13 protein-coding genes are annotated in these 14,602 nt (G+C 65.0%); 2 read left to right on the top strand and 11 right to left on the bottom strand.

Features of this window, described 5'->3' with window-relative positions; translation table 11 throughout:
- Positions 1-41 precede the first annotated feature (41 nt).
- Complete coding sequence (locus BM374_RS06460; protein WP_092289991.1) at positions 42-1,691, top strand: adenylate/guanylate cyclase domain-containing protein; 1,650 nt, start codon at positions 42-44, stop codon at positions 1,689-1,691.
- A 77-nt stretch (positions 1,692-1,768) separates the two neighbouring features.
- On the opposite strand, the gene BM374_RS06465 is transcribed toward BM374_RS06460, so the two are convergent.
- The 10 genes from BM374_RS06465 to proB all read right to left on the bottom strand — a co-directional run bounded on the left by BM374_RS06465 (position 1,769) and on the right by proB (position 11,535).
- Entirely contained in the window at positions 1,769-2,269 is a 501-nt protein-coding gene (locus BM374_RS06465) for an RNA pyrophosphohydrolase (protein WP_092289992.1), read from the bottom strand.
- Positions 2,270-2,375: 106 nt separating this feature from the next.
- Complete coding sequence (locus BM374_RS06470) at positions 2,376-2,882, bottom strand: RNA pyrophosphohydrolase (RefSeq protein ID WP_092289993.1); 507 nt, start codon at positions 2,880-2,882, stop codon at positions 2,376-2,378.
- 72 nt (positions 2,883-2,954) lie between these two features.
- Positions 2,955-4,175, bottom strand: a complete 1,221-nt coding sequence (locus tag BM374_RS06475) for a divergent polysaccharide deacetylase family protein (RefSeq protein WP_092289994.1) — start codon at positions 4,173-4,175, stop codon at positions 2,955-2,957.
- Between the two features lie 168 nt (positions 4,176-4,343).
- Positions 4,344-5,705: a S41 family peptidase gene (locus BM374_RS06480; RefSeq protein WP_092289995.1), complete on the bottom strand. Its 1,362-nt coding sequence runs from the start codon at positions 5,703-5,705 to the stop codon at positions 4,344-4,346.
- Positions 5,702-7,054 carry a murein hydrolase activator EnvC family protein gene (locus BM374_RS06485; protein ID WP_092289996.1) on the bottom strand — a complete coding sequence of 451 codons (1,353 nt, stop codon included), beginning with the start codon at positions 7,052-7,054 and terminating at the stop codon, positions 5,702-5,704. Before BM374_RS06485 ends, BM374_RS06480 begins: the two co-directional genes overlap by 4 nt.
- 50 nt (positions 7,055-7,104) lie before the next feature.
- Complete coding sequence (gene rlmH, locus BM374_RS06490; protein ID WP_092289997.1) at positions 7,105-7,587, bottom strand: 23S rRNA (pseudouridine(1915)-N(3))-methyltransferase RlmH; 483 nt, start codon at positions 7,585-7,587, stop codon at positions 7,105-7,107.
- A 95-nt stretch (positions 7,588-7,682) separates the two neighbouring features.
- The gene (gene rsfS / locus BM374_RS06495; RefSeq protein ID WP_092289999.1) at positions 7,683-8,039 is read right to left on the bottom strand and encodes a ribosome silencing factor; all 357 of its coding nucleotides are present in this window, start codon (positions 8,037-8,039) and stop codon (positions 7,683-7,685) included.
- Between the two features lie 197 nt (positions 8,040-8,236).
- Complete coding sequence (locus tag BM374_RS06500) at positions 8,237-8,881, bottom strand: nicotinate-nucleotide adenylyltransferase (protein WP_177248124.1); 645 nt, start codon at positions 8,879-8,881, stop codon at positions 8,237-8,239.
- A 23-nt stretch (positions 8,882-8,904) separates the two neighbouring features.
- On the bottom strand, positions 8,905-10,200 hold the full coding sequence (locus tag BM374_RS06505; protein ID WP_092290002.1) for a glutamate-5-semialdehyde dehydrogenase: 1,296 nt from the start codon (positions 10,198-10,200) through the stop codon (positions 8,905-8,907).
- Between the two features lie 213 nt (positions 10,201-10,413).
- Positions 10,414-11,535 carry a glutamate 5-kinase gene (proB, locus tag BM374_RS06510; RefSeq protein WP_092290003.1) on the bottom strand — a complete coding sequence of 374 codons (1,122 nt, stop codon included), beginning with the start codon at positions 11,533-11,535 and terminating at the stop codon, positions 10,414-10,416.
- A 200-nt stretch (positions 11,536-11,735) separates the two neighbouring features.
- Between proB and BM374_RS06515 the strand changes: the two genes are divergently transcribed.
- Positions 11,736-12,701: a Bug family tripartite tricarboxylate transporter substrate binding protein gene (locus BM374_RS06515; RefSeq protein WP_177248125.1), complete on the top strand. Its 966-nt coding sequence runs from the start codon at positions 11,736-11,738 to the stop codon at positions 12,699-12,701.
- Between the two features lie 135 nt (positions 12,702-12,836).
- On the opposite strand, the gene BM374_RS06520 is transcribed toward BM374_RS06515, so the two are convergent.
- Positions 12,837-14,468, bottom strand: a complete 1,632-nt coding sequence (locus BM374_RS06520) for an alkaline phosphatase family protein (protein ID WP_092290007.1) — start codon at positions 14,466-14,468, stop codon at positions 12,837-12,839.
- Between the last annotated feature and the right edge of the window lie 134 nt (positions 14,469-14,602).

The raw sequence follows: 14,602 nt of genomic DNA on the forward strand, positions 1-14,602 counted from the left end.
GCATTCTGCGCCCGCGGAACTTGTTCCGGGGCGGGTCACAGATGAAACGCAAGATCGCAGCGATCTTCGCAGCCGATATTGCCGGATACTCAAGGCTGGTCGCGGAGGACGAAGAGGAGACGCTGCGGCGTCTGGCCTCCTATCGCGAGGTCATTGACGACTTCATCGCCAAGGCAAACGGGCGCATCTTCAACACCGCCGGTGACGCAGTGCTCGCCGAATTCCCGAGCGCGGTTGACGCGGTGCGCTGCGCGATCGACATCCAGGAGTCCTTGCGAACCCGCAACATGGCCTATCCGCCGAGCCGGCAGATGTCGTTCCGCATCGGCATCACCATCGGTGACGTGGTCGAGCGCGACGGCGATCTGCTGGGTGACGGCGTCAACATCGCAGCCCGGCTCGAGGGACTGGCGGAAGTCGGCGGCATCTGCGTCTCCCGCGCGGTGCACGAACAGGTCGCCAACAAGTTGTCGGTGCAGTTCGCCGATATCGGCGCGCAGGAGGTGAAGAACATCCCGATGCCGGTGCACGCCTATATGGTGGCGATGCGGCGCGAGGATGGGTCTTATGCGACGCCGCAGCTGAAGAAGATCGCCAAACCGGCAGCCGCGCCGCACTGGATGTGGCCGCTGGTGGTTGGCGTGGTCTCGGTCGTCGCCATCGGCGTCGGCGGTTTTCTCTATTTCGCCAAGCTCGAGACCGGTCAGGTCAAATCCACCGCCGCATCGTCGCCTCCGATTGCCGTGCCATCACCCAGCCCGACGCCGGCGATGGCCGCGAAGGCGTCAATGTCCGCGCCCATGCCGACTTCCGCGCCGACCCAAATGGCTGCGGCGACGCCAATGCCAATGGCCCCGGCGGAATCGAACGGCAAGTTTCCCGTGGACGCGGTGCCGTTCATCGGCGAGCGTCAGCGTTCGTTTCTCAGCAACGAATATTCGACCGCCGGAGATTACAAGGCTTATGCCCTGAACATCGGCGGCTTCTACGGCTCCGCGCTCAATCAGTCGACCGAGGAGGTCGCGCGCAACGCTGCGGTCGACCAGTGCCAGAAGCGCGCCGACGCCGCGCAATCACCGCGGCGCTGCGAGATCTATGCGGTCGGCAACAAGGTGGTCTACAGCCACGGCAGTCCGCCGATGCCGCCGCAGCCTTGGGTGCGGCACGACAGCACGACCGAGCGACCATTCGCGCCGAAGGATTTTCCGATGCTGCGTGACCAGGCCAAGACCCGGCTCGAGAACATCTACGCGGTGGCCGCAAAATCGCGCACGGTCGCGCTCGGTCCGGGCGGGCAATATTTCATGGCGCTGGGCGCGACGTCGGTCGACGATGCGGCGCGCCGTTCGCTGGAGTCCTGCGGCGCAATCGCGGGCTCTCCTTGCATGATCGTGGCGGTCGACGACGTCTTCGTCGTGCCGATCCCGACCCTGCTCAGGGCCGTTGGCTTCTTCCACGTCGCGACTCATCCCTCGATCATTGCCGATGCCCGCGACGACGTCGTGCGCAAGCTCGGCGATGGCATGGGCTGGAACGCGGTCGCGGTCGGCACCGCAGGCCGCCCGGGTCTGGGTATCAAGGCGGTCGACGAGCAGAGCGCCGTCAACGGCGCGCTCGCCGACTGCGGCAAGCACGACCGCGACTGCCACGTGATCGCGATCGGCCCGTTCACGGTGGCGCCGACGAATTAGGCCGGTGGCCTGCGCGGCGAAAATGCTGCAATGATTTCAATCCCCATTCTACTGTGCATGGGGTTGTTTTTGCGATTTCAGCCAGCGAAGGCCGCAAATTCTTGCGCCACGGCGCAATAGACGTCGCGGCGGAACGGCACCACGATGTCGGCAACGCGATCGAGCCGCTCCCAGCGCCACGCGTCGAACTCCGCGGGCTGGCCGTTGCGCGGCGTCAGCGGGTCGATCTCGTCGTCCTTGCCGGTGAAGCGCAGTGCGAACCATTTCTGGCGCTGGCCGCGGAATTTCGCCAGCCGATGCGTCTGCGGCCCGTCATAGGGCGGGAATTCGTAAGTGAGCCAGTCGGTCTCGCCGAGGAATTCGGCGCTGACGACGTTGGTCTCCTCCCACAGCTCGCGCATCGCCGCATCGCGCAAATTCTCGCCCTCGTCGACGCCGCCCTGCGGCATCTGCCAGTCGAGTCCCGGCAAGATGATTTCGGGGCCGTCGCCCTTGAAGCGGTGGCCGATCAGGACGTGGCCGGTGGCGTTGAAGAGGGCGATGCCCACGTTGGGGCGGTAGGGCTTTTGATCGTTCACTTGCAAATATCTCTCGTCGTCATTCCGGGGCGATGCGTAGCATCGAACCCGGAATCTCGAGGTCCCGGGTTCGACGCTGCGCATCGTCCCGGGACGACACCAAGGATCAATCCTCCGCCAGCGCGGAAAACTCCTGCACCACGCGCTCATAGACCGGACGCTTGAACGGGATGATGAGCCCGGTCAAATTCTTCATCGGCTCCCAGCGCCAGCTGACGAATTCGGCCTTGTGGCCACCGCCGCCGGGATTGGCGACGTTGATCTCGCTGTCCTTGCCGGTGAAGCGCACCGCGAACCATTTCTGACGCTGGCCGCGGTAGCGGCCCTTCCAGGCACGTCCCGCCACTGTGCGCGGGATGTCGTAGATCAACCAGTCCGGCACCTCGCCGAGCCGCTCGATCGAACGCACGCTGGTCTCCTCGTAGAGTTCGCGTTTGGCCGCGTCCCAAGTGTCCTCGCCGGGATCGACGCCGCCCTGCGGCATCTGCCAGACATGGCTTTCGTCGACATGCTCGATGCCGCCGGCGCGGCGACCGATGAACACCAGGCCCTCTTTGTTGATCAGCATGACACCGACGCAGGTTCGGTAGGGCAGATCCTCATAACGCGCCATTCCGCCAAACCCTCTCGCGTGCTGCCGGGACGCTATCAGGCGCGCGGGCCCGTGGCGTACCAATTCGTTGATTTAGCTGGATTTTGATTTCAGCATCGCTGATGTCAATGGCACCAAAAGGATACCTCGGTCGCTCAATGTCTTGATCCAGGCGCCGACCCGCTCGATCGAGACGGGCAGCGCAGAGGCGGTGCCGATGGCGACGCCGTGCTCGCGGGCCATGGATTCCAGCTTGTTCAGGGCGCGATCGATCTCGGTCGGGGTCGGCACGGCGTCGAGCGCGATGTCGCCCTTGCCGAACGGCACGGACAGGCTTGCCGCAGCCATCGACGCGACGCTGCGGGGCGATGAGCCGTCGTCGAAGAAGCCGAGCCCGCGCTTGGCCGCCTCGCGGATGATCGGCTGCATCGCCGGCTCGGTCGCAATGAAGCGGGCGCCCATGAAATTGGTGATGCCGGCATAGCCCTGCATCCGGCTCAGATGCCAGTACAGGCGATCGGTATTCTGGTCGGTGGTGAGCGAGGTCAGCAGCGTCTGCGGACCCGGATCATTGTCCGGAAAGTCGTAGGGCTCCATCGGGATCTGCAAGAAAATCTCGTGGCGCTGGGCGCGGGCGCGCTCGGCGAGCTTTCCAGGATCCGATCCATAAGGCGTGAACGCCAGCGTCACGGCGCCGGGCAGCTTCATGATCGCATCGGTGGTCTTGGCGGCCCCGACGCCGAGGCCGCCGATCACGATCGCCACGACAGGCATTTTCGCGGCCTTGGCGCGGTCGGCGTCGGCTGCGTAGACGTTGAACGGCTTGAGATCGCCCGAGATCACCGGGATCATGCCATAGCGGGATTTTTCCAGCAGCTTTGGGTCAATCCCGCCCATGACGGCCGGAGGCGCGGAAGCCGCCTCGCCCTTGTCGGCCGCATCGCCAGCGCCGATCACCACATCGTGGCGGGCGCCGGTCGAGCCGTCGATCATGGTGACGGTCTTGTGCTCGCCGGAGGCGGCCTCTTTCGGCGCTTCCCTGGTCGCATGCTTGCCCTCGCGGGCGTGCTCTTCGCCGGCGGCCGCGGCGGCCTTCTCACCTGGGGCCTTCGGATCGGGGATCGCGATCCGCGTCATCGGCTCGCCGCCGAGCGGGTCCTTGTTGAAGATGGCAAAACCCGCGAAGGCGACCAGGAACAGGCCGAGCATGAAAGCCAGCAGCTGCATGGCCGTGAACGGCAGCCGCAGCCGCCGTTTCCGGCGCGGCTTGTCCTGTCCGAGCGGGGCGCTCAGATCATCGACCGTCTCAGTCATGCGCGATCCCGAATCACTCCACCGACGATACCACGCCGCGGTCAAGTGGCGGCAGGCCGGGATAGGCCGGGGAGGCCAGGAGTTTAGGCCGGGCGTTTGGGCCGGGAGTTCCAAGCAAAAAGGGCGGCTCCAGGAGCCGCCCTTTTCCGACAGATCGGATGAATGCGATCAGTTCGCCGCTTTGGGCTTGTCCGCGGGCGCGGCCTTGTTGTCGCTGCCCGGCGTCGGCGCCGCGGAGGCGCTGTTCTTGATGCCGTGGAGCAGGTCGTCGGCGAGCTTGAGCGCCTTGTCGTCCTTGGCATCCGGCGGGACGTAGGACTGCGAGCCGGTCTTCTCGTCGCCGTCGTTCTTGAGATGGCCGCGCAGCGAAGCCTCGCCCTTGGTGTCGGTGCGCGACTTCAGCTCGTCCGGCACGTCCTGCAGCACTTCGATATCGGGCACGATGCCCTTGGCCTGGATCGACTTGCCCGACGGCGTGTAGTAGCGCGCGGTGGTCAGGCGCAGCGCGCCGTTGCCCGAGCCGAGCGGGATGATGGTCTGCACCGAGCCCTTGCCGAACGAGCGCGTGCCGACGATGGTCGCGCGCTTGTGGTCCTGCAGCGCGCCGGCGACGATTTCCGACGCCGAGGCCGAGCCGCCGTTGATCAGCACGATGACCGGCTTGCCCTTGGTGAGGTCGCCCGCATGCGCGGTGCGGCGCTGCGTCTCCTCGGCATTGCGGCCACGGGTCGAGACGATCTCGCCCTTCTCCAGGAACGAGTCGGACACGGTGACGGCCTCCTCGAGCAGGCCGCCGGGATTGTTGCGGAGGTCGATGATGTAGCCCTTGAGCTTGTCGCCGATCTGGCCCGAGAGGTTGGCAACCTCCTTCTTCAGGCCCTCGGTGGTCTGTTCGTTGAAGGTGGTGATGCGGATATAGGCGATGTCGTCGGCCTCGACGCGGGCACGCACCGAACGGACGCGGATGTTGTCACGCACCAGCGTGACGTCGATCGGATTGTCCTGGCCCTTGCGGATGATCTTGAGCTTGATCTTGGTGTTGACCGGCCCGCGCATCTTCTCGACCGCCTGGTTCAGGGTCAGGCCCTGCACCGCCTCATCGTCGAGATTGGTGATGATGTCGTTGGCCATGACGCCGGCGCGCGAAGCGGGCGTATCGTCGATCGGCGAGACCACCTTGATCAGGCCGTCTTCCATCGTGACCTCGATGCCGAGGCCGCCGAACTCGCCGCGGGTCTGCACCTGCATGTCGCGGAAGCTCTTGGCGTCCATGTAGCTCGAATGCGGATCGAGACCGGAGAGCATGCCGCTGATGGCGGATTCGATCAGCTTGGTGTCGTCGGGCTTCTCGACATAGTCGGAGCGCACACGCTCGAAGACGTCGCCGAACAGGTTGAGCTGGCGATAAGTGTCCGCGGTCGCGGCTCGCGCGCTGGAGCCCATGAACACCGCGCGCGGCTGGGTCACGAACAGCGTCAGCGCCGCACCGGTGGCCGCGCTGAGGAGGATAACTGAAGTCTTGCGCATCATCCGCGAACCTTCTCGCCTTCATTTGCGGCCCACCATGGGCCTGGATCGATTGGAGTGCCGTCTTTACGGAACTCGACATACAGCACAGGTTGACTCGCGTTCGTGGCGAGAATGGAGGCGACTTGAGAGGTCGACCCCATGGTCGCGACCGGCTCCCCCGTGAGCACAAACTGTCCGATGTTGACCGAAATGCGCTCCATCCCGGCGATCAGGACATGATACCCGCCCCCGGCATTGAGGATCAAGAGTTGTCCATAGCTGCGGAACGGGCCGGCATAGACCACCCAGCCGTCGCACGGCGTCGTGACCTGGGAGCCGGGCTTGGTGGCCAGCGAGATGCCCTTCTGTACGCCGCCGAGCCCATCGGAACCGCCAAAGTCCCTGATCTTGTTACCGTTAACCGGCAGCGGCAGGAGCCCCTTGGCCGAGGCGAACAGGATGGCCGGGCTGGTCCGGGAGCGGTCCTTGAACACGGCAGGTCCAGGCTTGGCGTCGGCCGCTGCCTTGGCCTCTTTGGCCTCCGCCTGCTTTGCGGCCTCGGCCGCCTTCTCGGCCGCTTTGGCGGCGCTTTGCAGGTCCTGCTCCATCTTGGCGATCAGCCCCTGGAGATCGCCGACCTGCTTTGACAGCGTGATGGCGCGCGAATTCTCGGCATCGAGGTCCTTTTCGCGCGAAGCCTGCTGGCGCTGCCGCTCGTCGACCAGCGCGGTGAGCCTGGCCTGGTCGTTGCGGATCTTGTCGCGGTCGGAGGCGAGCTGGTCGCGCTCGCTCGCGATGCTCTTGCGCAAGGCCACGAGCTCGCCGAGCTCGCTTGCGATCTTTTCGGCACGGCTGCGCAATTCCGGCACGACAGCGCCGAGCAACATCGCGGTGCGCAGCGATTGCAGCGCATCTTCCGGCCGCACCAACAGCGCCGGCGGCGTGCGCCGTCCTGCACGTTGCAGCGCCGCCAGTACCTCGACGATGTCGGCACGGCGCGAATCGAGCGAGGCGCGAGCCTCCTGCTCGCGGCCGTTCAGCGTCCTCAGCCGCCCCTCGGCCTCGTCGATCTTGGTCTCGACGGTGCGGACGTTGGCGGCGGTGTCGATCAATTGCTGATTGAGCTGGGTGCGGTCCTGCCCGAGCGCGGTGATCTCGGCCTTGAGCTTGGCCTGCGCTTCCTCCGCGCTCTTCTGCCGGGCGCGCGCGGCTTCCAGCTCCTGCTCGCGCTGCTTGATGGCATCGGGCGAGATAGCCGCGGTCTCTGGCGACGGTGCCGCCGTCTGAGCTTGCGCGAGGCTTGCGCCGACGAAGAGGCTTGCACCGGCGCAGCTCGCAATCAGCAACCAATTGAGGATCGGCGCTCGCATCTGTCGGGCAGGGTCAAGGTTCTTGGGCAAGGTGCTCGTCGTAGCGCGAATCACGCGCGATGATAGGGATGGCCGGCCAGGATGGTGGCGGCTCGGTATAGCTGTTCCAGAAGCATGACGCGGACCATTTGATGCGGCCAGGTCGCAGAGCCGAACGCGATCGCGAGTTTGGCCTTACGGCGTAATTCGGGCGAAAGTCCGTCCGCCCCTCCGATCACGAAGATAGTATGACCGGCGCCCTCGTCGCGCCAGCGTCCGAGATGCCGTGCGAATACGGTGGACGCGAGATTCTGGCCGCGCTCGTCCATCGCCACCAGGATCGATTTGTCCGGGATATGGGCCGAGATGGCCGCGGCCTCCTCGGCCATCCGCGTTGCGGTGTCGCGCGCGCGGCTCTCCGGAATTTCCTGGATGGTGAGCTCGCGGAATCCGAGCTTGCGGCCGGTCTCGTCGAACCGCTCGAAATAGCGGTCGGCAAGCTCCCGTTCGGGGCCCTGCTTCAGCCGGCCCACCGCAATGACAGCAACACGCATAGCGTCTCTTAAATCGCGCGCACCATGCGCGCGCACGACGCTAGCATGCGCGTCAGCCGATTTGAAATCGGCCAAAGTCGGCCTATCGAGCCGGCCTAGATCGCCTTCGCCGCCCCTGGGCCCTGGGTGTACAATCTCTCGAGATTGTAGAACTCGCGGACCTCGGGTCGGAAAACGTGCACGATCACATCGCCGGAATCGATCAGCACCCAGTCGCAATTGGGCAAGCCCTCGACATGGATGTTCTTGATGCCGGTTTCCTTGAGGCTCTTCGTCACGTTCTCCGCGATCGCGCCGACGTGCCGGTTCACCCGGCCGGTGGTGACGATCATGTAGTCGGAGTACGCCGATTTGCCGCGAAGGTCGATGGTGACCGTCTCTTCCGCCTTCATATCCTCGAGGCGGGAGAGGATCAGGCTCAGCGTCTTGTCGGCGTCGGGTTGCGCCTTCAAGGCCGCAGCTTTGGTCGATGTTTTACGCGTAGGCTTGGCAACCTTGGGTAAAACAGCCTTGGACAATACAGATGTGGTCAGGGACCATTCCTTTCACTGTATCGCGAACGCCGAATCCGGCGCCCACTGGTTACACTACATCATGTGGGGTTAAGGGTTTCAATATGCCAGAGAGCCCCACATCCGCACACTTCACCTCACATCGTACCTTTCCAGCTCCCGTCCGGGTTCCGCAGGCCGGTTGAGGACAGATTCAGCTTCAATCCGGTCAGGAACACCCACGCCGGCGCCGACCGCTCCGCAAGCAGCGCTGCCTTGTTCTCCGGCAGGCGGTATGGCGCCAGCGCCCTGGCGGCGGGAGAGGCGAGGGCGCGGAAGCTTTGCGGCGGGCGATCGATGACTGCCATCGGCACCTGGGCGGCGATACGCCGCCAGTCCTGCCAACGATGGAATTGAGCGAGGTTGTCGGCGCCCATGATCCAGACAAAGCGCAGGCCCGGGAAGCGGCGGCGCAAGGTGTTGATCGTGTCGATAGTATAGCGGGTGCGAATGACGGATTCGAGACAGCTCACCTCGATCCTGGGGTCGCTGGCGACGTCGCGCGCGGCCTGCATGCGCGCGCCGAGCTCATGAAGATTGCCGTTCTCCTTGAGCGGATTGCCCGGGGTCACGAGCCACCAGACGCGATCGAGTTGCAATCTCTTGACTGCGAAGCGGCTGATCGCGCGATGGGCCTGATGCGGCGGGTTGAACGAGCCGCCGAGCAGGCCGATGCGCATGCCCGGTGTGTGGGGCGGGACCGCTTGCGCCACGAAGCGCGGCACGACGAATTTGTTGCTCAATGCCCCGCGCCCTGCAACGTTGCTTACGGCCGCGTCTGACCGGTGCCGTGAACGCGATATTTGAAGCTCGTCAACTGCTCGGCGCCGACGGGGCCGCGGGCATGGAAGCGGCCGGTAGCGATGCCGATCTCGGCGCCGAAGCCGAACTCGCCGCCGTCGGCGAACTGCGTCGAGGCGTTGTGCAGTACGATCGCGGAATCCACCTCACTCAGGAATTTCTTTGCAGCCGCTTCATCCATGCTCACGATCGCGTCGGTGTGGTGCGAACCGTGGTCCTGGATGTGTGCGATGGCGCCGTCGACGCCGTCGACCACCTTTGCCGCGATGATCGCGTCGAGATATTCGGTGTCCCAATCGTCTTCGCTCGCAGGTTTTACGCGCACGTCCGTTCTCTGCACCGTCTCATCGCCGCGCACTTCGCAGCCGGCATCGAGCAGCATCTCGATCAGTGGTTTCAGGTTTCTGCCGGCCGCGGCGCGATCGACCAGCAGCGTTTCGGCCGCACCGCAGACGCCGGTGCGGCGCATCTTCGCGTTGAGCACGATCGACTTCGCCATGGCGAGATCGGCGCTGGCGTCGACATAGACGTGATTGACGCCTTCGAGATGCGCGAAGACAGGCACGCGCGCTTCCTGCTCGACGCGCGCGACGAGGCTCTTGCCTCCGCGCGGCACGATGACATCGATCGAGCCGTTGAGACCGGACAGCATCATGCCGACCGCGGCACGGTCGCGCGTCGGCACCAGCGTGATCGCGGCTTCAGGCAGGCCCGCTTCGCGCAGGCCCTGCACCAGGCATTGGTGGATCGCACGGCAGGAGCGGAAACTGTCGGAGCCGCCGCGCAGGATCACGGCGTTGCCTGATTTCAAACAGAGCACGCCGGCGTCCGCGGACACGTTCGGCCGGCTCTCGAAGATCACGCCGACGACGCCGAGCGGCACGCGCACGCGCTCGATGGTCATGCCGTTCGGCCGCTGCCAGCTCTCGGTGACGACGCCGATGGGATCGGCGATGCCGCGCACGATGGCGATGCCCTCGGCCATGCCTTCGACCCGCGCCGGCGTCAGCGTCAGGCGATCGATGAAGGAAGACGTGGCGTTGCCCGAGGCACGCGCTTCAGCGACATCCTCGGCATTGGCGGCGAGGATCGCGGCTGCACTGCTGCGGATCGCCCGCTCCATGGCTTCCAGCGCCCGGTTCTTCTGCTCCGGCGGCGCCAGCGCCAGCACGCGCGCGGCCGCGCGGGCCTTGGTGGCGAGATCGGACATCAGCGCCTGAAGATCGGCATTGCCGTCGACGGCTTTGAGGGGGGCGGCCATGGGGTCAAACCTTTTGCTAAGGCGATGTCCTAGCACGGAAATCCCGCGTCTGCGAAGGGCGGGGAGGGTATGGCAGGGCTTCGGAAGGCGGTTTTGCCGTCATTCCGGGATGGTCCGAAGGACCAGACCACAGGTGCGCAATTGCGCACCGGGGAATCTCGAGATTCCGGGTTCGGTGCTGGCGCACCGCCCCGGAATGACGGAGAAGACCCTTTACCCTCCCACCACCAGATCATCGCGATGGATCATCTCCGACCGGCCGCTGATGCCAAGGATGGTCATCACCTCAGGCGAAGAGCGGCCCTTGATCCGTTCGGCGACTTCAGCGTCATAGGCGATCAGGCCGCGGCCCACCTCGCTGGTGTCGGGGCCGCGCACGATCACGGCGTCGCCGCGGGTGAACTGGCCCTCGACCTTGATGACGCCGGCGGGCAGCAGGCTGGCACCGGCGCGTAGCGCCCTCACCGCACCGGCATCGATGGTCAGCGTGCCCTTCGGCTCCAGCGTGCCGGCGATCCAGCGCTTGCGCGACGTGATGGGGTTGGCGGGCGTGAGGAACCAGGTGCAGCGGCCGCCATCGGCGATCGCCTGAAGCGGATGCTCGATCTTGCCTGATGCAATCAGCATGTGCGTGCCGCCGGTCGTGGCGATCTTGGCGGCCTCGACCTTGGTGCGCATGCCGCCGCGCGAGAGCTCGGACTCGGCGTCTCCCGCCACGGCCTCGATCTCGGAGGAGATGCTCTCGACCACCGGAATGAGCTTGGCGTTCGGATTGTTCTTCGGCGGGGCGTCGTAGAGCCCGTCGATGTCCGACAGCAGCACCAGCAGATCGGCGCTCGCCATGGTGGCGACGCGCGCGGCGAGACGGTCATTGTCGCCGTAGCGGATCTCGGTGGTGGCGACCGTATCGTTCTCGTTGATCACGGGGATCGCGCGCCACTCCAGCAGCTTGCCGATGGTGGAGCGGGCATTGAGATAGCGGCGGCGCTCCTCGGTGTCCTGCAGCGTCACCAGGATCTGCCCGGCGCCGATGCCATGAGCCCCGAGCACCTCCGACCAGATCCTTGCCAGTTCGATCTGTCCGACGGCGGCGGCGGCCTGGCTCTCCTCCAGCTTCAGCGGCCCGCGCGGCAGCTTGAGCCGGCTGCGGCCGAGCGCGATCGAGCCCGACGACACAACGAGGATGTCGCGGCCCTCCTTGTGCAGCTTGGCCATGTCGTCGGCGAGCGCAGCCAGCCAGGACGCCCGCACCTCGCCTTTGTCGGAATCGACCAGCAGCGCGGAGCCGACCTTGACGACGATGCGGCGGAATTGACTGAGTTCGGGGCTGGCCATGTGCGTATATGTTGGCGCTACAGGACGAAGTTGCTCGGAAAACGGCGAAGCGACTGGCGGCGCCGGTTAGGCTTGCCTTTTGCAGCAGGACGATGGCCGGCGCAAGGCGGCCGGGATGGTAAACGGCGAAGGTCGGCCTTGTCTTGTTCGCTGGCACGGTTCTAATGCCGTCAACCAAGAACAGGCCGATGGGGAAACGAATGGATCGCCGCAAATTCATCGCCGGATGTGTCGGTCTGCCACTGCTGGCGCAAGCCGGCGAGGTGCGAGCGCAGGCCGCCTTGAGCAAGATCATCTTCCCGTTCGCGGCGGGCGCCGGCGGCGATACACTGTGCCGGCTGATCGCGCAGGAGATGGCGCCGACGCTGCAACGGACCATTGTAGTCGAGAACCGCACCGGCGGTGATGGCCTGATCGGCATCAAGGCGGTGAAGGGCGCAAGCCCCGACGGCAGTGTGGTGCTGGTGACGACGGGCCCCACCATGTATCTCCTACCGATGGTGGAGACGACGCCGAGCTTCGATACGGCGAAAGACTTCATGCCGGTTTCGCTGCTGGCGCGGTTCGAATTCGCGCTTGTAGTTGGGCCGGCGATGGATGTCGCCGACTTCAAGGGATTCGTCGCCTGGCTGAAGGCGCATCCCGACAAAACCTCTTTCGGTGTGCCGAGTAACGGCACCATTCCGCACTTCGCCGGCTCGAAGCTGGAGAAGGATCTCGGCATTCCCCTGACCCGCGTGCCCTATCGCGGCAGCGCGCCAGTTCTCAACGACATCATCGGCGGCCACATCTCATTCGGCATCGTGACATTGGCCGATGCGCTGCCGCAGCATCGCGCCAAGAGCGTGAAGATCATCGGGGTTTCAAGCGCGCAACGTTCGCCATTCGCGCCCGACGTTCCGACCCTGAAGGAGGACGGCATCAATCTCGTTGCCGATGCGTGGTACGGCATGTGGCTTCCCGCCGGCAGTCCGCCGGAGTTTGCCAATAGGCTCGGCGTGGCTGCGAGTGCGGCGCTGGCGAAGCCTGAGGTGAAGGAGAAGCTCACGGCAATCGGGCTGATCCCGGTCGGCAGCAGCGCGGAGGAGCTATCGAAGGAGCTCGCTGCGAACACGGCGTTCTGGCAGCCGATCGTGAAGGAGACGGGATACAAGATCGAGAATTAGGCATTGCTCGCGCCTTGCACTCCGTCGTCATGGCCGGGCTTGACCCGGCCATCCACGTGCATCACCGATTGACGCAAGACGTGGATGCCCGGGTCAAGCCCGGGCATGAGGAGCGGAGAGAGTTGCCCTGTTCACTCACATCTTCGCGCGCTGGGCGATCCCATCCTTGATCGCCGCGAGCTCGGCTTCATCCCAGATGCCGATCAGAATCCCGCCCTTCACCTGCAGCTGATTGTCGGCATAGTTCGCGATCTTCTCGCGCGGCGTGGTGATGTGGTTGTTGGGATGCAGCGCCCAATCGAACAGCTCGGCCTGCAGCCGCGCGATGATGCCGGCGCAGGCAGGGTCGTCGCCGCGATCCAGAAATTCTTCCGGATCGGTTTCCAGGTCATACAGCATCGGGCGGAAGCCGGAGGCGTGGATGTATTTCCAGCGGCCGTCGAACACCATGAACAGGCGGCAGCGCTCGATCGGCTGGTTCAGCTTTAGCCTGACATCCTGCATGGCATAGTCGTATTCGGAGAATGCCACCTTGCGCCATTCCGGTTTCTCGCCGCGCAGCAGCGGCAGCAGCGAACGTCCTTCCAGGATGTGGCCCGGCACCTTGCCGTCGAAATAATCGACGAAGGTCGGCGCGAGATCGATGGCTTCGACCAGTGCATCACAGCGCGTGCCACGGGTGGCGTCGGCCTCTTTCGAGGGATCGATGATAACAAGCGGAATCTTCGCGGACTGCTCGTGGAACAGATCCTTCTCGCCCATCCAGTGATCGCCGAGATAATCGCCGTGATCCGAGGTGAACACGATCATGGTGGTGTCCAGGAGGCCGCGCGCCTCCAGAAATTTCATCAGCACGCCCATCTGGTCATCGATCTGGGTGATCAGGCCCATATAGGTCGGGATGACTTTCTCGCGGGCTTCGTCGCGCGCCATGTTGCGGGAGTAGCGCATGTCCATATAGGCGCCGAACACCGGATGCGGGTTCTGGCGCTCGCGCATCGAGCGGATCACCGGGATCATGTCATCGGTCGAATACATGCTGGCGTAGGGTTCTGGCGCAATGTAGGGCCAGTGCGGCTTGATGTAGGACAGATGCAGGCACCACGGCCTGCCGTCGGTCTCGGCCTCGCTGATGAAGTCCATCGCGCGGCGCGTCATGTAGGGCGTTTCGGAATGTTCGTCCGGCACGCGCGCGGCCTTGTCGGCGTGCACCAGCAGCCAGCCGTTCTGCAAGCTACCGTCGTCCGCTGCGCCTGAATTGGCCCAATGCTCCCATGGGTTGCTGGCTTCAAAGCCGTGCTCGCGCAGATATTCATCGTATTTGGGACGCGCCCGGCCGGTTGGATGCAGGCCGTCGTCGCGCTCATACGGTTCGAACCCGCATTCGGCGACATGCACGCCGATGACGGATTCCGGCGGAATGCCGAGCGCCTTCATGCCTTCGATATCAGGGGCCATGTGGGTCTTGCCGACCAGCACGTTGCGCACGCCGATCTTGTTGAGATGATCGCCGAGCGTGGGCTCGCCGACGCGCAGCGGCCAGCCGTTCCAGTGCGAGCCGTGCGAGCGCATGTAGCGGCCGGTGTAAAACGACATCCGCGACGGACCGCAGATCGGCGACTGCACATAGGCCTTGGTGAAGAGCACGCCGCGCCTCGCCATGGCGTCGATGTTGGGCGTCTTCAACGTGGGATGGCCGGTGCAGCCGAGATAATCATAGCGAAGCTGGTCGCACATGATCCAGAGAACGTTCTTCGGCCTCGCCATGCTTATCTCCGGCCCTTATCGATCCTCCGGATGCTGCTCTATCGATGGCGCGAAGACAACCTCTCCCGAAGGGAGAGGTCGGCGCGCAGCGCCGGGTGAGGGGTTACGCTCTCTCGTGGGACCTGAACCCCCTC

This window comes from Bradyrhizobium sp. Ghvi, assembly GCF_900115265.1.
Taxonomy (GTDB): Bacteria; Pseudomonadota; Alphaproteobacteria; order Rhizobiales; family Xanthobacteraceae; genus Bradyrhizobium.